Genomic DNA, 17,684 nt, shown 5'->3' on the forward strand with positions numbered 1-17,684 from the left:
CAAGTCCCATCGTTGCAGGTCAGGAGCACTCTCCGCTTATTTGATCAAGCCTCGGACGCCCCACTTGGTGAAAGCGTGAGGCTAGACCGACTTGAGCACCAGGCCGCAGGGCGAACCGTCAGGATTGGCCCCGGTGACGTGGCCGTTGTCCGCAGCATGACGGACAAGATCGCCGATATCCTCGACGAACTCGGGGGCGCTCACGCGCGCCCGATGGCCGCCGCGTTCATCGTCAACTCTGTCTCCTCCTACCTGCGGGCAGACGGAACCGAAGCTGTCAAGAACGACATGCGCGCCGCAGCATCCGATGATCGTGTCCCGTGAAGTGGTGTAGCCGAGCCGTGGTCCGGAACGCGCGGTGTCCGCCCCGGGGCGTGCATCCGCTGACCGTGCGTGCTCCCTGAACAAGGGCAGGCCATCGCGCAAGTCTCCCTGGTGAACGGGCAGTTCAACCGGAGGAGCACGCGATGGCCTTGTCCCAGTCTGAGCTCATGCGGCTGCTTGAGTCACTACATCGGGCGGATGGAGTTGAAGCAATCAGGGTGGCGTGCGAGCGCATCCTGCAGGAGCTCATCGAGGCCGAGGCCACCGAGACAATCGGTGCGGCCCCGGGCGAGCACACGGCGACGCGCACCACTTGGCGCAACGGGCACCGTGAGCGTCTGCTGACCACGCAGGCCGGCGACCTGGACCTGAAGATCCCGAAACTGCGGACCGGGTCGTTCTTCCCCTCCCTGCTGGAACGCCGGCGCCGGATCGACCGGGCGCTGTTTGCCGTGGTGATGGAGGCATACGTGCACGGAGTGTCGACTCGCTCGGTCGATGACCTGGTCAAGGCACTCGGCGCGGACTCCGGGATCTCCAAGTCCGAGGTCTCCCGCATCTGCGGCGAACTGGACGAGGAACTGACCGCGTTCAAGGAACGGCCGCTGGATCACACCGTCTTCCCCTACGTATTTCTGGACGCCACGTACTGCAAGGCGAGGGTGAATCACCGGATCGCCTCGCAGGCCGTGGTCATCGCCACCGGGATCTCTGCCACCGGGCACCGCGAGATCCTCGGCCTGATGGTCGGCGACAGTGAGTCGAAGCCGTTCTGGACCAAGTTCCTGCGCTCACTGCGGGCCCGTGGCCTGGAGAACGTCCAGCTGGTCATCTCCGACAGCCACAGCGGGCTGGTGGCCGCGATCCGCACCGTCTTCCTGGGTGCGGCGTGGCAACGCTGCCGGGTTCACTTCGTCCGGGACGTGTTCTCGGTGATCGAGAGGGGCTCCGGGGAGATGGTCGCCGCCACCATCCGCACCGTCTTCGCCCAGACCACCGGCGAGCAGGTCCGCACCCAGCTCAACGTGGTAGCCGACATGCTCGGACGGCAGTTCCCGCAGGTCAAGAAGATGCTGCTGGAGGCGGCGACGGACATCACGGCGTTCGCTGACTTCCCGCCGGCGCACTGGAAGAAGATCTGGTCGACCAACCCGCTGGAACGGCTGAACCGGGAGATCAAACGACGGGCCGATGTCGTCCAGGTCTTCCCCAACCCCGCAGCCCTGGACCGACTCGCCGCTGCGGTCCTGGCCGAACTCCACGACGAGTGGCAGGTCTTCGACCGCCGCTACCTCTCCGAAGCCTCCATGGCCGATCTCCTCACCACGCCGACCCCGCCCGAACCGCAGATCACGTCGCAACCGGAATCGAAACAGCTGCCGTGACTACACCACTCAGCGGGACATGACCCATCCGATCTCGTCTACTTGACGGGTTGGATGGCCATGTACGAGAAGGCTCACGGCCTTGGACAGCGGTACTACCGCCAGGCCCTCGGCCTGGCCAGGGCGGGCAGCGACGAGGTCACCTACTGCCGGACCCTGCGCGGCATGGCCCTTCAGGCCGCCAACCTGAAGCACGCGAACAAGGCCCTCGAACTTGCCGATTCGGCTGCAGAAGCCGCACCTCAAGCCGGACCCCGACTGCAAGCCTTCCTGCGCGGGCAACAGGCGCATGGGGCCGCCCTGGTGGGGGACCGGCGGCTAGCCTTCGCGCGACTCCGAGAGACGGAAGACGCTCTGGCGAAGGCTGACAACAGGCGGGACGCTGTGGGCGGTTACGACCGGGCAGCGTATGAGTTCCACCGATCGAGCGTCCTGTACGCCCTCGGCGACGTGCCGGGTTCCATCGAGGCCATGAGGGCATCGAACCGCGCACGGCCCCCGATGGAGAAACAAGGCAGCGCGCACGCGAACGGCCTACTTGCGCAACGACAGTTGGAAATCGGGCACCTCGAAGCGGCATGCGAGACGTGGGGCTTGTTCCTCGACGACTACGCGGCCTTGTCGTCCGCGCGGGCAGACGAGCACTTTGGCATCATGCGCCGACGCATCCGGCCCTACCTGGGCAACCCGAGGGCGCGAGAGTTGAACGAGCGAGCGCGCGAGCTTGCTCGACAGAAGGCGGCTGCGTAGATCGCAAGCGTTTAAACGCCCTCCGTGGCCTGCCGACTTGGGGAAACGAGCCACTGCAGGCGCGTGTAAACGCCCAACGGGCCGAACACCACACCTGGCCCCAGCCCACCCACACCGGCACCCGCGCAGTCCGCATCCAACGACCCGAACCCCTCAACCACGTAAAGCAACCCGGGTCTCCGACTGGGTGTCCAGCAACCCCAGAACTCGCCGCCGTACCACGCGCTGTGCGCAGCCGTCGCATGACCCAGACAACATCACCAGTAGAGTCACGGCATTGGTACTAGGGCGCCTTGCTCAGCACGGTGATGACGAAACCGGCCAAAGACACCAGGAACGCGACTGCCGCCCAGCGCAGTACCCGGGCGGCGGAGCGCAGTCGGACGTAGCGGAGGCGGTGCTGGCGGATGCCGATCCAGAGTTCGACCTGTGCGGCTTCGAGCATCGCCGCATAGCCCTGGTCGGCGACGGCCGTCCTGAACGCGGCATATGTCTTCAACTCCCGCACCGTGTCTGACGGGTTGAAGGTCAGGGCGAGGGGCAGGTCGTGGCCGTCGGTGAAGGTCTCCCTGCTGGCCTTCGGGGTGACGAGGACGCCGGTGGCGAAGATAAGGGACAGGACAACGAGTCCGATGCTGGTCAGCAGGCCCGCGCCGAAGAGCAGGGCCACAGTAGTGTCGAGCGGGGGATCTGTCCCGTCGATGAGGCGTACCAGGACGACTGCATTTCCTGCCGACAGGATCGCGCCTGCGCTGAGTACGACTGACGCGCGGGATGCTGTGGAGGCGCGGAGCCGGTCGTACCGGTCAAGATGCCATCGTAAGAGAGCCAACTTCTCGCTGGGCTGCGGCATTTGCTCCCCTGAACCATTTCCGCGTCGCGTCGGTCGCGTCATGCGTTCCTCCTGCTGGGAGACCGCCGAGGGATGACGGTAGATCACGCCGAGCCGATTGTCAGGGGGCAGGGGGGTCGCGATACTCGGAGCCCTTGGGACGAGATCTTCAGACCGAGGGGGGCCGGTCCATGGTCAGGACCGACAGAATCGGCAGGCTCCAGGGGGGCGAGCGCTGGCGCTCGGAACACGGAGGCGACGACGAAGAGTTCCGTCACGTCATCCGGCAGCTTGAGTCCTGGCTCCATGATCAGACCTTCAACCTGCGCTACCAGCGCTCACTCTCCGGCGGGGGCAGCGGGGCCTACGTCGCCGTCGTGCACCGCACACCGCACCGGCAGCCGCGAAAATGGGATCGCCTGATCGTCAAGCTGGTGCCGCCTGATGATGCGCATGTGGAGACCAACAACGTTCGGGACGCCATGGGTTCGGGCCCTGAGGCCTTTCGCTCGGCTCATCTCGTGGAGCTGGAGGAGCCATCCGGCAGGCTGGCGGGCGAGGGATCGTGGTGGATCCACCTGCAACGGGTGGTGCTGGGCGATCTCACCCTTGAAAGGGCGCCCAGGCTCGTTGACCTCGTCGATGACGAGGAGTTCGACAGGTACTGCGCCACCCTCGTGACAGCGATCATCACTGAGTGGGGTTTGGGTTCAGACCCAGTGGACGAAATCCCCAGCAGGTTCCTCGAGAGATTCCTCGGCCAACGACTCGAGGACCCTGCCGTCCGCGCGTTCTTGTCCGAAGAGGGCATCGACACCGTCGCGCCGGCGGAACTGATCAGGATTCCCGGGCGGCAGACTCCGCTTCCCAATCCGTTCGCACTTCTCAAGGGGGCGAAACAGGACTGGCAGGCGTCCGTCCCCGTGTTCCTCGGCAGCAGCCACGGGGACCTGCACGTGCGCAACGTACTGCTGCCGAGAACGGAGGCTGGGCAGGTTGAGGAGCACGCATTCCAGCTCATCGATCTGGGCCGGTACTCGACCACTGGGCCGCTCTCGCTCGACCCCATGAGGCTCCTGCTGTCCATCGCCGCCGAGTGGTTGCCGTCTCTCGTGCCGCATTCCGCGATCCGCAGCGGGCTCGCCGAACTGATGGTGGCCCCCGGACGTTGTGCAGCATCGCCGCCCATGGTCGGGTACCGGACCGTCGCAAAGGCCATTCACACCGCGGCGGAGGACGGGTCAGCGCAGCACGGTGATCGCGAAGCGTGGAAGAAACAGAACCATCTCGTCCTTGTCGGATGCGCGTTGCGTTTCTTCGCCCGTCCTGGCATGGCTCACCATGACCGCTGGTGGTTCCTGGAAGTGGCTGCCCTTGCGACCCGCGCCTTCGTAGGCGGCACGGGCACGCCGAAAGAAGACTGGACCACATCTCCAACCGAGGCCTGCGCAACAGGCCGTGCCCCACTGGGCAAGGGCGAGCCAAAGACAGCGGTCTCCGACCGCCTGGCCGAAGTCATCCCGCTCACTCCGCCACCACCAGATAACCAAGCCGCGGCAGAACTGGCCGCACTCGTACGTGAAATCGAGCGCCTCCCGCACGACGCGTCCGCCGCGCGGCTGGGCTTCATGGCAGTGAGCCTGCGCCGGCAAGCCGAGGATCTTGCGGATGCTCTCACCGATCGACGCGCCACACTGCTGCGCAACCAACTGAGAGATGCCGGCGCCCTGTTGTCCCAGTTCGGCGATGCCTCATCGCCCGGCGAAACGCTTCGCCGCGTGCAGCAGGCCGGAAGACGACTGCGCATATACGGGCAGCGTTTGTGGCCGGACGAGGTTGGCTGACGTCATCCCACAGGGCGCGCAACATGGCCACCGGTGAAGTCCCGCTGTCTCAGTTCCTTGAGGGCCAACTGAGAGAGGTGGAGGAGGCACTCGACAACCTCGGATCTGCCATGCGCGCACGGGATTACCAAGTACTGCTCGATGGTGTTCAGGCGGCCGCTCACATGCTCGACGAGTGGCGTCAAGAATTGGAGGAGCGGCTGAGACAGGAGTCGAGATCCAAGAGCTGGGACGGAACGGCGGCTGAGCGGCTGGAGAAACTGCGCACGATGATAAAAGGGGGAATCAGACCAAAGCTCCGTACACTGCTGAGCATCGCTGGCATGGCTCAGGCAGGACGCCATGGAGTAACCGGGTCACAGCTGGTGAATGCCGACTTTCGCAAGATCGGTGCGGAGATCGTCGTAGCCGAGGACGCTGTTGAGACAGAGATGGAGCACATACGCGACAGCCTTGAGGAGGCGCTCGACAGTGTGAGGGACGCTCCGGAGACAGAGCGTCCCCCTGGCGGCCGCGAGAGCCGGGCGTCGACCGCCCGACGCGCTGAAGTCCGCCTCCTGCTGCCGCCTGAACGCGACGAGAGTGCGTGAGCCTTCGTGCTCGAAACGACGCTGATCAGCCTGATGCCGCGGAGGACCGCCCACCCGGGCGCCGTGCGCTGGCGGGTTTCCCTATGCGCCTGGCCGGCGGCCCGCATATGCAACAGGACGTGGTAGGCGTCGGTGCACTGCGCCCCGCGGTACGGCCGCGGGCGCGCACGGTGGTCATGCCAGGTCCGTCAGGTTGTGAAGGTCCCCGCGGATGAGGGTGTCGCGGTCCGCCGCACTCAGCCAGTGGGCCCGGGAGCCGTGGTGGTCCTTTTCGACCCACAGCACGTCGTGCACGGTCTCGGCGACCGGGCGCAGATGGCTGATGACGGCCAGCAGCTTGTCGCTGCCGACATGGGTGCGCAGGACCTGCAGGGCGCTGTCGAGGGAGGCGGTGTCCAGAGTGCCGAAGCCTTCGTCGAGGAAGAGGCTCTCCAGGCGGGTGCGGCTGCGGCCGTGCATCTCCATCAGAGCGAGGGAGAGGGCGAGTGAGGCCTGGAAGGTCTCCCCTCCGGAGAGGGTGCGCGAGCTGCGGCGGGCGTGGCTGGCGAGGTTGACGATGTCGAAGTTGGCGGCGAAGTCCAGCCGGCCGCCGGAGAGCTGTTGCAGCTGTGGACGATCGCGTAATTGGTTCTGGCCGCGATTCCGTGAATCCCCAGGTCGTCGTGCGACTGCGGGAACGTTTCTCGTGGGGATTGCCCAGGTATGGGGGCCGTGGCGATCGAGGATGTGCTGTTTCCCGGGATCGATGTGCGTGTCACCGCGGTGCACGTCACTGCGGAGAGAGTCTCTGTCGAGGCGTCGTCGTGCGGGCGGTCACCAGTCTGTCCGGACTGCGGCTAGCCCGGACGTCGCGTGCACTCTCGGTATGTGCGGCGGGTAGCTGAACGCCCTGTGATGGGGCGGACGTTGGCGATCTGGCTCAGCGTGCGCCGGTTCTTCTGCGACCGGGCCTCATGCCGTCGGAGGACATTCGTCGAGCAGGTCCCGGATCTGAGCGAGCGGTACCGTCGCCACAGCGTTGGCCTTCGGCGATGGATGCGGAGCATCGCGACGTTCCTGGGCGGCCGTCCCGGTGAACGCCTGTGCCGGGTCCTCCAGTTGCCTACCGGCCGTACCCACCTGCTGGGGCTACTCACGGCCCCGGTGGCGCCCGAACAGGCGCCTCGGGTGCTGGGAGTCGACGAGTTCGCCTTCCGGAAGGGCTGGCGTTACGGCACTGTCCTGGTCGACATTGAGGCGGCCCGGGTGGTGGACGTCCTGCCCGACCGGGACGCGGCGACCTTCGCCGCCTGGCTGCGCGAACACTCCGGCGCGGAGATCATCTGCAGGGACCGGGCCAGCGCCTACTCCAGCGCTGTGCGCGAAGCCGCGTCAGGCGCCCAAGAGGTCGCCGACCGCGGGCATTTGCTCAACAACCTCTCCTCCGCGGTCGAGAAGACGTGCCACCAGCACCGCTCCTGCCTGCGCAAACAGGCCGAAGGCGACCGCATTGCAGAGCCCCGGCGGATCATCAATCCCCTGCCTCCGCCGACTCTGCCACCCACGAAGATCGCTGTCCGCACCGTCGACCGTTACTCAGACATCCACCGTCTGCTCGGGCAAGAATGGTCCGTCTCCGAGATCTCCCGCCGCCTGCACCTGGACCGCAAGACCGTCCGCCACTTCCGCGACACCGGCCTCGACGAGCTGCTGGCTTCCGCCCGGATGGGGCGTCCCAAGGGCGTGCTGGAGCCCTTCACCGAGTACCTGACCGAGCGGTTCACCAGCGGCGTGACCAGCCCGACCGACCTCTACCGCGAGGTCCGGGAACGCGGCTACCAGGGCAGCGACTTGCCCGTGCGCCGCTACGCCGCCGGCCTTCGAACCGGCACCGTCGAACCCGCCCGCGGCGCTATCCCAAGCCCACGCAAGATCACCAAATGGATCATGCTGCCCCGCGGCACCCTGGAGCGCCACGAGGAAGACGAACTCCTGAGGGTTCGCCTGGCCTGCCCCGACATCGCCCGAGCCTGCGACCTTGCCCGCACCTTCCATGACCTGCTCCAACACCGCCGTGGCCATCAGCTGTTGGCGTGGGTTCGCGAGGTCGAACGAGACGCACCCGCCCCCGTCCTCGCTTTCGCGCAGGGCCTGTGCCTCGACCTCGATGCCGTCACCGCCGGCCTCACCCTCCCGTGGAGTTCGGGAATTCCCCATCATCGGCAGCTTGAGCGTCACGTTATTCCCCGCTGGGGCAACGTTTCCGTTGGTGCGGGTGAGTGGGCCGATGGGTTCGATGTCCTCATGGCGCTTGACCACCTGCGGGGCGGTGACGGTGCACTACGGGTGGCTGGGCATGCAAGGCTCCTACTTCTGCGGGGCGATGCCCAAGGAGCGGATGAGTTGGGCCAGTTCTTCGCGGAACAACTTCTCCGGGCTGAGGGCCTGCGCCTGTAGGTGGCCGTAGATCTCCAGTGACACCAGGCCGTGCAGGTGGCTCCAGATGCGCAGGGCCAGGGCCACGGCGGCCGGGGGCAGCTCGGGGAAGGCCGGGCGGACTTTGTCCAGTAGACCTGGGTCGAAGTCGGACCAGTCGAAGTCGCTGTCCGCGTAACGGAGTTCGGCCTGTGGCCAGGCGGCGGCCGCGAGGGCGGTGATCCCGGTGCAGACGCGGTGGGCGGCGTCCGGTGCGGCGCCCCCCTCGGGGGGCTGGTAGCCGGGGACGGGATCGCCGTAGATGAGGCGGAAGCCCTCGGGATTGGCCAGCGCCCAGTCCCTGAAGGCGCAGGCCCATGCCTGGATCCGGGTGGCCGGGTCATGCGCGGGGGCGGCCTCCCAAGCCGCGTCCACGGTGTCGGCCAGCGAGGTGTAGACGTTGTTGATCAGCGTGGTGACCAGGTCGTCACGAGTGGCGAAGTATCCGTAGATGGCGTTGGCCGTCATGCCCATCTCGCGCGCGATGGCCCTCAGGGTGATCGCGTTGGGCCCGCCCGAAGCCATCAGCTCCAGCGCGACCTTCTTGATCTCGGCGGTCGTCTCGGCGCGCAGCCGCTCGCGGCGCCCCTTGATGCTTCCCACGCTTCCCATGGCCGCTCACTCTACAGCGTCACAAACTTGAGCGCCGTATTTTTACTTCATGGCGTATAGTTTCCGCGTGCCGTGCAGTATGGTCAGCGGAACCTACCCAGGGGAGAGCTCATGCACCTAGGAGTCATCGGGGCCACGGGCACCATCGGCAGTCGTGTCGTCACCGAAGCCCTCGGCCGGGGCCACCAGGTCACGGCCTTCAGCCGCGACGCCACCCGGATCGAGGAGAACCGGAAGGACATCACCTGGAAGAGCCTCAACGTCCTTGATGCCGATGCAGTCGCCGCTGCCATACCCGGCCTCGACGTACTGATCAGCGGATTCCAGCCCGGAAACGCAGCCCAGGACATCGCTGACACCGTGGCCCGCTCCATCGCCGATCCCACGGTCTACGCCACGGCCGCGCAGGCACTCCTGAAGGCGCTGGAGACCCACTCCCGGACACGGCTCATCGTCATCGGCGGCGCCGGCAGCCTGGAGATCGAACCCGGAGTCGTACGAGCCGACTCCGACGAACTCCTGAACGAAGCCCTTGACGCGATCGGCCTGCCTCGGGAGTACGCCGCCGCAGTACGCGGCCACCGGGACGCCCTGAACGTCCTTCGCCTCTCCAACCGGCTATGGACCTACTTCAGCCCCGCGGAGGACATCGCACCCGGGGAACGTACGGGCCGGTTCCGCGTCGGCAGTGACCAGACGATCCTCGACGCGGACGGACGCAGCCGCATCTCCGCGGAGGACGCAGCCGTCGCCCTCGTCGACGAGGCGGAACTACCTCGCTTCGTCCAACGCCGCTTCACTGTCGGCTACTGAGCACCCCAGCGCACCAACCCCCAGCCATCGGATGGCCCTGAGAGTGTGTCACTACGTCTGCCGAGACCATTGCCCACGGAAGCGACTCCGGGATCCCCATGGGGAAGTTCATGAACTGTCCCATGGGGAATATCGTGACCGTTCACAACCGAGGCACTCGCAACACGATTCATCCCCTTCACGTCTCTCCCCACCGCTCCTCTGGACCCGTCCCGACCGACACATGGGGCAACTCCTCACCGCAGAACGGTGAGGAGCTGCGCAGGGTTGAGCCGCCTCAACGGCATCGGCTCAGTAGGAACCGTTGGCCTGCCAGAACAGCCAGGCATCGCACGGACTGCCATAGCGGTCGTTCATGTAGTTCAGGCCCCACTTGATCTGCGTGGCCGGATTGGTCTGCCAGTCGGCTCCGGCAGACGACATCTTGGAGCCGGGATAGGCCTGTACGAGACCGTAGGCCCCGGAAGAGGGGTTGACCGCCTTGTAATTCCAGCCGGACTCGTGGTCCACGATGTTGCTGAAGCACTGGAACTGATCGCTGGGCACCATCTGCTGCGCGATAGCCCGGACCTGGGCAGTGGTGTACGAGGACTGCGTCGCGAGGCTGGAGTTGTCCGTCGCCGAGGAGTCCGTCGACGATCGACTGGCCTTCTGCCGCGCCTCCTGGCGCTCCTTGGCGTCATTGAGGGCCTGCTGCTTGGCTGCCTGCTGCTTGGCGATCGCGGCCTTCGCGGCCTGCTTGCGGGCCGACTCCGCCGCGGTCTTCCTTGCGCTGTTGTCCGCGGCGATGGCCTGCGAGTCGGCCTGCTGAGCCAGAGCGGCCGTCTGCACCTGAACTTGCTGCCCCGCGGGTAAGTCCGCGAGGAGGGTCGAGTTGCTCGCTGTCGTTTCGGTGTCGTTCACCGACTGGCCGGTGCTGCTCTGGGCAGCTCCCGCAACGGCGCCGACAGTGGTGACCGCAGTGGCAGAGGCCACCGCTAATCCCCGCACCAAGTTCCCGCTCACACGGTTTCCTTCCAGCATCGCTAGATCAAAAGTTCGAGCGTCGCAAGATTAAACGGTTGAGCGGCCGAACTGGCGGCAACGACTCCGAGCGTTGCCCGGAAGAAACAGCCGCCAGCGTGGTCGTGACGCCGTTGAGGGCCCCATCGTGACGGCTTGAGATGACCCCGCCTATGGAGGGACGGCTGCAACCGGCCCCACCGGACTCGTGCTGTGGCTCGCGGTGGCTGCTTCGTACCGTCATTGATCTTCACCTTGATGCAGCCGATGCGCAGGCGGCGTGCGCTCGCGGACCTACCGTTGCGTGCTGGTGCGGTGGTGGGTGAGAGCTTGCCAGCGTCGTTCGAAGTCGTCGGCTTCGTGGGTGAGGTGATCGGTGGTGATGGTTTTGTTGTACTGACCGGTGATCCCGCGGGCTGCGCATTCCTGGGCGATGGCGTTGAGCGAGGGCTGTGGGCCGTGCGCCCGGTGCTGGGCCCAGACGTTGTACAGGCGGAAGGGCAGGAGGTAGCGGCGCAGGTTGGCGGGGCTGACCGGTTTTCGGCCGCGGCCGTACATGCCCTTCGCGGCGAGAGCGGCGGACAGCTGCTCGGCCGTGGGCTCCTCGCCCTGCCCGGCCTGGCACTCCATCCATACGAGGTAGTAGCGGTCGACGGTGGTGAGGGCCGCTCGTTTCGTGGCTACGTCGTCGTGGCCTGGCAGCGGAGCATCGATGGGGGTGTTCACCTGCAGGCCGCGCCGCTCCGTGGCGGCTTGCGCGCCCATACCGGCGGGTGCCGCCTCGGGATGCTCCTCCTGCGGGAGTTCGTCGGCGGCCTGCCCGCCGGGATCGGCGGCAGCCTCATCGGCGGGTGATCCGATGCCGGTGAACTCGCGCTCCTTGCCGCTCATGACGAAGTCTGCCTGTGGTTCTTCAGAGACGGCGATCTCTTCGGTCTGAGGAACAGCGCGCCGTGGGAGTACCCGGAGCAGGGGCTGGGTCTGTTCCTCGGAGAGCGGGGCACCGGCTGCGGTGGAGATGCCGTACGCGTCGCGGAGCCAGAGGGCCCACTGCGCGGCGGTCGGCTCGACGTGGAACTGCGCAATGTACGCCTGGTAGGACTCGGCGAACCGGTCGACGGCGTCCTCGGTCGACTCCTGAGGGGCAGGTGACCGCTTGGGCGCGGAGGCTGGGACGTGTCGCGGCCTTGCTCCGTCCGGCTTGGTCATTTGCTGGTCAGGGACCGCCGGTGTCTCGAGGGAGGCGTGTTCTGGCGGGGTGGAGGCGCCGGCGCGCTCGGCAGGGGGTCGGAAAGTCGGTGCGAGGCCTGCTGCAGCCAGTCCTGCGGGGGCTGTGTCTGCCAGGGGGACGCCGTACTTGGCGAGGCGTAGGGGCATCAGGGACTCGACCGGGGCCTTGCGGCGCCAGCCGCGGCCGAAGCGGGAGCGGAGGCGGGCCTGGTAGACGAGACGTTCCTGCTCGAGCTTGATGACCTGGTCGTAGGAGCGGAGCTCCCAGAGCTTCATACGGCGCCAGAGGAGGAACGTGGGCACGGGGGCCAGGAGCCAGCGCGTCATGCGGACCCCCTCCATGTGCTTGTCCGCCGTGATGTCCGCTATGCGGCCGATCGCGTGGCGGGCGGCCTCGACCGAGACCACGAACAGGACCGGGATCACCGCGTGCATGCCCACACCCAGCGGGTCCGGCCAGGCCGCCGCGCCGTTGAAGGCGATCGTCGCCACCGTCAGCACCCACGCCGTCTGGCGCAGGAGCGGGAAGGGTATGCGTATCCACGTGAGGAGCAGATCCAGGGCGAGCAGGACGCAGATGCCCGCGTCGATGCCGATCGGGAAGACGTAACTGAAGTCCCCGAAGCCCTTCTGGAGGGCCAGTTCGCGGACAGCGGCGTACGAACCCGCGAAACCGATGCCGGCGATGACGACGGCACCGAAGACGACCACGCCGATCAGAACCCGGTGCGTCCGTGTCAGCTGCACCGGCGCGGCCACCCGTACCCCTCTCCCACTACGTGCTGTACGTCGTGGTCGTCTCTTTCCGGCTGCGTGCGGGCAGCGGATCGTCCCCTGTTCGTCATTCATCTGCCCTGGGCTCGTGCAGGAGAGGTCCGGGTGAGGAGGGCGCGAATGAGGTCCTCGGTCTCCGTCTCGAGTGAGCAGTCCAGTGCCCGGTTGACCTGTTGGACGCGGGTGATTGCGGTGTGCAGCCCCTGCCGGTTCCCGGCAGCATGCTCGATCCGGAGCCAGTCCCGATACAGCAGTTCCGCCGTGTCGTCGACGTCGAGACCGGTCGCGACGGCCCGGCGGGCCGCGCTGAGGTCACGGTGGGGGCCGGCGGGGGTGCGGTAGGTGGCCACGGTGTGCGCGACGTCGATGATCCGCGTGATCATTTCCTGCTGGTAGGGCTCGGCCCAGGGCAGGGGTTTGCCGCCGAACGGTTTGCCGCGCACCAGAGTCAGCGCCCTCTCCAGGTCGGTGAGGCCTGACGGACCCATCGGCAGGGCCCTTTCGACGAGCTGCAGGAAGCGGATCCAGTCGCAGTGCACGCCGGGGGCGAGCCGGTAGGGGTCCTCGCCGGTTTTGCGGCGCGGTACGTAGGGGCTGCCGGCCGGATCGTTGCCCAGGGAGCGACGCAGGCCCTGCAGCCGGGCGTTGAGGGTGCTCGCCGTCCAGGGGCTGAGAGGGTCCATGTCGGCGCACAGTACGTCGGAGCTTCGCCCGGGTCGGAAGAACAGCAACGCGGCGAGCTGCGCCATCCGCGGGCCGTGGCCGGTGCTGTCCACGTCCGTCACCTCGACGGGGCCCAGCACGCGGATCTCCGGGGCGTGCAGGTCGTGCGCTTCGCACTCCTCTGCCTCCGCCGCCGTGGGTTCTTCGGCGGAGTCCTCCTGGTCGTCCGCCTCGGCGGCTTCCGCGGCCGCCGGGGGTGCGGGGGCCGGAGGCGCTGTTGCTTCGACGACTGCGTCGGGTTCGTCGGCAGGCATGGTCGACGACGCGGCGGAGGACAGGAGGCGGAGCCCGGACGGATCGGTGGTGGCGGCGAGCAAGGCCGGGAAGACCTCGCCGCTCGGGTCCGCCGACGCCGTCGCGCGACTGGTGGCAGCGGCGGCGGGCGCGGTGGACTCCTCCGGGACGGTCTGCTCGGGCTGCTGCAGGCTGTCGGGCTCGTCCGGGACGTCCTGCCAGGGGCCTTCGGCCGGGTGGGACGGCTGTCCGGACACCCTCAGGGCCGTGGTGATCTGCAGGTAGGCGGCGTGCTCCAGGCGCTGCACCGTGATGTCGGTGCCGGCGTAGTCGAGGCTTTGCGGTTCGCTGAGGGAGGCGTTGAGGATCTCCGCCTCGGGGAAGTGCGCGGCCGCCGTGCTCGCCGGGGCGATCAGCGTGACGGGGACCGTGCCCGCCTTGTCGATGACGTCGGCGAACTGCCAGGCCGTGTCCGTGTCCAGAGAGGACGCGCACAGCAGCAGATACGGCTGATGCTGGGTTTCGGGCATCTGGTGCGCTTCCAGCAGCCGTTCGCTCAGATCGCGCAGCGCGTGCGCGGCCTGCCGCATGTGGGCGATCCGCGCGGTGGGCAGCAACTGCGGCAGGTCCTCGCCGAACCCGACGGTGACGACTTCGATGTCGCCCGCCCACGGGCTCATCGCGAGCTCCAGGGCGAGCGAGGTGCACACCTCGGTGATGTGAAGCGGGTTGCCGTCCAGCAGCAGTGCGGGAAGTTGCGCGAGGTTGAGCAGCAGGAGGTCATCCGCCGCGGTGCGGCCGATCGTGACCAGCCCGGGATACGGCGCGGGCACCTCGCGGGCGGTCTCTTCGTCCAGGAGCACGGCATCGGCGGGCAGGACCCACCATCCGCCCTGCCCGGAGACGAAGGGCGCCTGCGGCTCGTGAGCGAGGTCCTCGGGCAGCACCTCCACCGTGCGGGCGCCGATCCGGGCCGCCCGCAACGGCGGCAGGAACACGGTGTCCTTCTCCTGCTGGGCCGCGTGGTGGGCCAGGGTCCGCAGCGCCGCGTCCGGGCGGGTTGCGCCGTCCGGCTCGGCGGCCGCCGCCAACTGCGCCTCTGCCGTGGACGTTTCCGAGGCGATGGCGATCGTCTCGCCGGGCTTGCGGCGGCGGCGCTGCAGTGTCCGGCGCAGGGCGAGGGCACCGGTGACGGCGGCGGCCAGCAGTGCGCTGGCGCCGAGCACGGTGCGCAGGTTCAGGTGGCTGTTGGCCGGAGCCGATGCTGGGGTCTCGGACGCCGTGGTGGCGGGGGAGGAGGCCACGGTGCCGGACGGTGCAGCTGGCGCCGACCGTGCGGGGGCAGATGATGCGGCACTGGGGTCGGGCGTCACGGCGGCGGCCGGAGCGGAAGGGGAGAGCTGTTCCTGCCCGGGCTGCTGGGCGGGGCGACTGGCCGGCGTGTCGGGGGCCGACGACTGCGGTGCAGGCGCGGTGCTCTGGCTCGGCGCGGGTGCCTGATCCGTGCCCGCGCCCGGCTGCTGTGTGTCGTCGGGCTTCTGGGCGGCCGGGGGAGTGGTCTCCTGGCTGCCCGGCTCATCACCCAGGTCACGGCCCTGGCCCAGCTGGTCGGACTGGGCTCCGGGCACAATGACCTGCTGCCCCGCGTAGATGACATCCGGGTCGGAGATGGCGGGCAGGCCGTGCGGCTGCGGCTTGCCCCGGCTGGCCTCGAACAGCTTCGGCCACTCGCTGCCGTCGCCGAGCTCCTCCTCTGCGATCTTCGACAGGTAGTCGCCCGAGTGGACCGTGACGGCGTGCCCGCTTGCGTCGGCAGCCGGGGTGCTGTCATCCAGCTGCGTACGAACTCCTCCCGCGGCTGTGGCGGTTGAGGGCATCTGAAGCTGCCAGCCGGGCTGCAGAAAGCCGTTGGCGTGGAAGACCTGGCCGTCGACCATGGGGCGGCCCTCGTTCAGGTCGGCGATCTCCCGCCACCGCTCGCCGTTGCCCAACTCCCGCTCGGCGATGCCCCACAGGCTCTCCGCTGGCCGCGTCTCGCGCACCGTGTACGTCGTGCGGGAGGCTGGCGTGCTCGCCGTCGATGCGGAGCTGGTGTCTGCCTCGGTCGTCTCTTGTGCTTGGGCTTGCCCGGGGACGTGGGTGGCGCTGACGGCTGGTGCGGCCTGGGCGGGGGAGGACGCAAGGGCCGAACTCGTCGGCAGGAGGACCAGGATGCTCCCGATCAGCGCGGCCGCGGCCCGCTGCGAGGAGCCCAGCCCCCGCGGTGCGTGCCAACTCCGGCCGCGCAACTGCGCGACCAGCTCCCGGATCGCGCAGAACGCGAACTGCCCCCAGCCGATCCACCCCACCACGATGAGCAGCATCAGGAAGGCTGCGCCGGTGTCCTGCCGGTCCAGCAGATGGGCCAGGTCGTCGCGGCCGGCATCCCAGACCACCGGACTGGCCCAGGCCAGCACGAGCGGCAGCCCGGCGACCGCGCCGGTCAGGACGAGCAGGCTGCACACGGCCTTGAGCACCCTGGCCAGGGTGCGACCTCGGGCGGCGGGGGAGTGGCTGGTGCGCATCATGGTCCTTAGGGAGCGGCGACGCCGTGCAGGAGGGTGGCCGTGGCGTGACCGGTCACCGGCATCGAGCCGACCCCGACCACGGGCAGGAACTTCGTGTCGTACGAGCCGTTGACGGTCACGGTGAGCGTTTTGCCGTCGGCGGACACGGCCACTGTGCCCGCAGCGTCGACGGAGCGCAGGTACGCCTGGGCTGCGGCCTGCGCATCCTGCGGATCGACGACGATCGCCTCGCCGGTGATGGCCTGGGCAGGGTCGATGGCCTGCCCACCCGCCCGGGCGGCCTCCCCCGCGACGAAGTCGGCTCGTTCGGTGGCGCGCATCTTGCCACCGCCGTCGACGGCCACGCCGACGATGCCGATCAGCGCGACCACGCACACCGCGACGAACACCGTGACCCCACCACGGTCGTCGAACCCGATGCGGGTGCGCCCCCGTACCTGCTGCAAGATCATCAGTTCCCCCGCTGCCGGTACTGGTCCACTACCGAGGTCGCGGTGGACTCCAAGGTGCGAGCCCCGGGCACGCCGGGTAGCAGGAGGTCGGACAGATTGACCGTGCAGTTCACGGTCACGGTGACGGTCCCTACCTGCCCGACGGGCACGTTGAGCCCGCCCGTGTTCACGGTGATGCTGCTGGAGGCGCACTTGATGCCCTGGTCGGTCAGTGACTCGTTCGCGGCCGAATGGGCTGCGTCCTGGGCGGCGGCCACGGTGCGGTGAATGGAGGCCTCTCGTGCGGCGTCCTCGGCCGCGGCGTTGATCTTCGCGCCGGAGGTGATGAGGCGGCCGCCGGCGATCGCCATACACACGAACATGATCAGCGCAGGGAAGATGATGGCCGCTTCGATCGCCACGCTGCCCGCATCCCCTTGGGCCACCCCCCACCGGGTCCTTGGCACGACGTTCACTCTCCCGGGGTCGTCCAGCGCTCCACGGCGCCGGAGGCCGACTGGCTGACCTGCAGGCCGTCGACGCCCGGGATCATCGACTGGGCCGTCCCAGTCACCTGGATCCGCACCCGCTCGGCGGTGCTGCCGGCCGTGGAGACGCCGGGGTTGATCAGGCTGTCCCCCGCCACGCGGCCCAGCACATCGCGGGCCCGGGCCGCGCCGTCGGCCGGGGTGGCCTGGTAGGAGCGGGCCGCGGTGGCACCTTCGCGGGCGGCCGTCAGGGCGATCTGCCGCGCGTAGTACCACATGGAGGCCTGGATGACCGCCATGGTGGCGAGCAGCACGAACGGGAAGACGATCGCCATCTGGATGGATGCGTCCCCGCGGTCGTCGCGCCATCGTCGCCCGCGCCACCAGTCCTTAAGCCGGCCGGAGACCATCAGATGCCGGACAGGCTGACGTTGTACTTGTTGATCACGATGGCGATGGTGCCGGCGATCGCCACAGCGCCGGCGACCGCGGCGACCCAGATGATGACGGTGGTGATGCTGATGTCGCCCCGGTCCGGCCGTCGGCCGGCTTCGCCAAGCCCGTCTTCCAGGCGGGACGTCAGCCAGCGGACGGCGCGTAAGCTGCGGGCTGCGGTGTGCTTCATGAGGGG

16 protein-coding genes and 1 pseudogene are annotated in these 17,684 nt (G+C 68.2%); 7 read left to right on the forward strand and 10 right to left on the reverse strand.

Going from position 1 to position 17,684, the window contains the following annotated elements:
• The first annotated feature begins 156 nt into the window (after positions 1 to 156).
• The 3 genes and pseudogenes from OG828_RS48975 to OG828_RS48985 all read left to right on the forward strand — a co-directional run.
• Positions 157 to 324, forward strand: coding sequence for a hypothetical protein (locus OG828_RS48975; protein WP_443062358.1), 168 nt, complete (start codon positions 157 to 159; stop codon positions 322 to 324).
• Positions 325 to 467: 143 nt separating this feature from the next.
• A complete protein-coding gene (locus tag OG828_RS48980; RefSeq protein ID WP_328351705.1) occupies positions 468 to 1,709 on the forward strand; it encodes an IS256 family transposase in 1,242 nt (413 codons plus the stop codon).
• A gap of 27 nt (positions 1,710 to 1,736) precedes the next feature.
• Positions 1,737 to 2,459, forward strand: a pseudogene (locus OG828_RS48985) (hypothetical protein); the annotation flags it as partial.
• 283 nt (positions 2,460 to 2,742) lie between these two features.
• On the opposite strand, the gene OG828_RS48990 reads toward OG828_RS48985, so the two are convergent.
• On the reverse strand, positions 2,743 to 3,312 hold the full coding sequence (locus tag OG828_RS48990) for a hypothetical protein (protein ID WP_328499657.1): 570 nt from the start codon (positions 3,310 to 3,312) through the stop codon (positions 2,743 to 2,745).
• A gap of 170 nt (positions 3,313 to 3,482) precedes the next feature.
• Here OG828_RS48990 and OG828_RS48995 point away from each other — a divergent pair, with 170 nt between their 5' ends.
• Both OG828_RS48995 and OG828_RS49000 read left to right on the forward strand, forming a co-directional pair.
• Positions 3,483 to 5,135: a hypothetical protein gene (locus tag OG828_RS48995; protein WP_328499656.1), complete on the forward strand. Its 1,653-nt coding sequence runs from the start codon at positions 3,483 to 3,485 to the stop codon at positions 5,133 to 5,135.
• Between the two features lie 23 nt (positions 5,136 to 5,158).
• Positions 5,159 to 5,725 (forward strand): hypothetical protein, encoded by a 567-nt coding sequence (locus tag OG828_RS49000; RefSeq protein ID WP_328499655.1) that lies wholly within the window; start codon positions 5,159 to 5,161, stop codon positions 5,723 to 5,725.
• Between the two features lie 174 nt (positions 5,726 to 5,899).
• Here the strand turns inward: OG828_RS49000 and OG828_RS49005 are convergent, their stop codons facing one another.
• Entirely contained in the window at positions 5,900 to 6,493 is a 594-nt protein-coding gene (locus OG828_RS49005) for an SbcC/MukB-like Walker B domain-containing protein (protein WP_328499654.1), read from the reverse strand.
• An 84-nt stretch (positions 6,494 to 6,577) separates the two neighbouring features.
• On the opposite strand from OG828_RS49005, the gene OG828_RS49010 reads away from it, so the two are divergent.
• Positions 6,578 to 8,161, forward strand: a complete 1,584-nt coding sequence (locus OG828_RS49010; RefSeq protein ID WP_328499653.1) for an ISL3 family transposase — start codon at positions 6,578 to 6,580, stop codon at positions 8,159 to 8,161.
• Here OG828_RS49010 and OG828_RS49015 read toward each other — a convergent pair.
• Positions 8,072 to 8,791: a TetR/AcrR family transcriptional regulator gene (locus OG828_RS49015; protein WP_328499652.1), complete on the reverse strand. Its 720-nt coding sequence runs from the start codon at positions 8,789 to 8,791 to the stop codon at positions 8,072 to 8,074. The genes OG828_RS49010 and OG828_RS49015 overlap by 90 nt on opposite strands.
• Before the next feature lie 111 nt (positions 8,792 to 8,902).
• Here OG828_RS49015 and OG828_RS49020 point away from each other — a divergent pair, with 111 nt between their 5' ends.
• On the forward strand, positions 8,903 to 9,604 hold the full coding sequence (locus OG828_RS49020; protein WP_328499651.1) for an NAD(P)-dependent oxidoreductase: 702 nt from the start codon (positions 8,903 to 8,905) through the stop codon (positions 9,602 to 9,604).
• 291 nt (positions 9,605 to 9,895) lie between these two features.
• Here OG828_RS49020 and OG828_RS49025 read toward each other — a convergent pair whose 3' ends face one another.
• From OG828_RS49025 to OG828_RS49055, 7 genes are all read right to left on the reverse strand, one after another.
• Positions 9,896 to 10,627: a transglycosylase SLT domain-containing protein gene (locus OG828_RS49025; protein ID WP_328499650.1), complete on the reverse strand. Its 732-nt coding sequence runs from the start codon at positions 10,625 to 10,627 to the stop codon at positions 9,896 to 9,898.
• 273 nt (positions 10,628 to 10,900) lie between these two features.
• Positions 10,901 to 12,595: a DUF2637 domain-containing protein gene (locus OG828_RS49030; protein WP_328499649.1), complete on the reverse strand. Its 1,695-nt coding sequence runs from the start codon at positions 12,593 to 12,595 to the stop codon at positions 10,901 to 10,903.
• Between the two features lie 86 nt (positions 12,596 to 12,681).
• Complete coding sequence (locus OG828_RS49035) at positions 12,682 to 16,131, reverse strand: hypothetical protein (RefSeq protein ID WP_328504769.1); 3,450 nt, start codon at positions 16,129 to 16,131, stop codon at positions 12,682 to 12,684.
• 8 nt (positions 16,132 to 16,139) lie between these two features.
• Positions 16,140 to 16,586 carry a pilus assembly protein TadG-related protein gene (locus OG828_RS49040; RefSeq protein ID WP_328499648.1) on the reverse strand — a complete coding sequence of 149 codons (447 nt, stop codon included), beginning with the start codon at positions 16,584 to 16,586 and terminating at the stop codon, positions 16,140 to 16,142.
• Positions 16,586 to 16,987 carry a TadE/TadG family type IV pilus assembly protein gene (locus tag OG828_RS49045; RefSeq protein ID WP_328499647.1) on the reverse strand — a complete coding sequence of 134 codons (402 nt, stop codon included), beginning with the start codon at positions 16,985 to 16,987 and terminating at the stop codon, positions 16,586 to 16,588. The genes OG828_RS49040 and OG828_RS49045 overlap by 1 nt, the downstream gene beginning before the upstream one ends.
• Before the next feature lie 50 nt (positions 16,988 to 17,037).
• Positions 17,038 to 17,463, reverse strand: a complete 426-nt coding sequence (locus tag OG828_RS49050) for a TadE family protein (RefSeq protein WP_328499646.1) — start codon at positions 17,461 to 17,463, stop codon at positions 17,038 to 17,040.
• Complete coding sequence (locus tag OG828_RS49055) at positions 17,463 to 17,678, reverse strand: hypothetical protein (RefSeq protein WP_328499645.1); 216 nt, start codon at positions 17,676 to 17,678, stop codon at positions 17,463 to 17,465. The genes OG828_RS49050 and OG828_RS49055 overlap by 1 nt, the downstream gene beginning before the upstream one ends.
• Between the last annotated feature and the right edge of the window lie 6 nt (positions 17,679 to 17,684).

This window comes from Streptomyces sp. NBC_00457 (genome assembly GCF_036014015.1).
Taxonomy (GTDB): domain Bacteria; phylum Actinomycetota; class Actinomycetes; order Streptomycetales; family Streptomycetaceae; genus Streptomyces.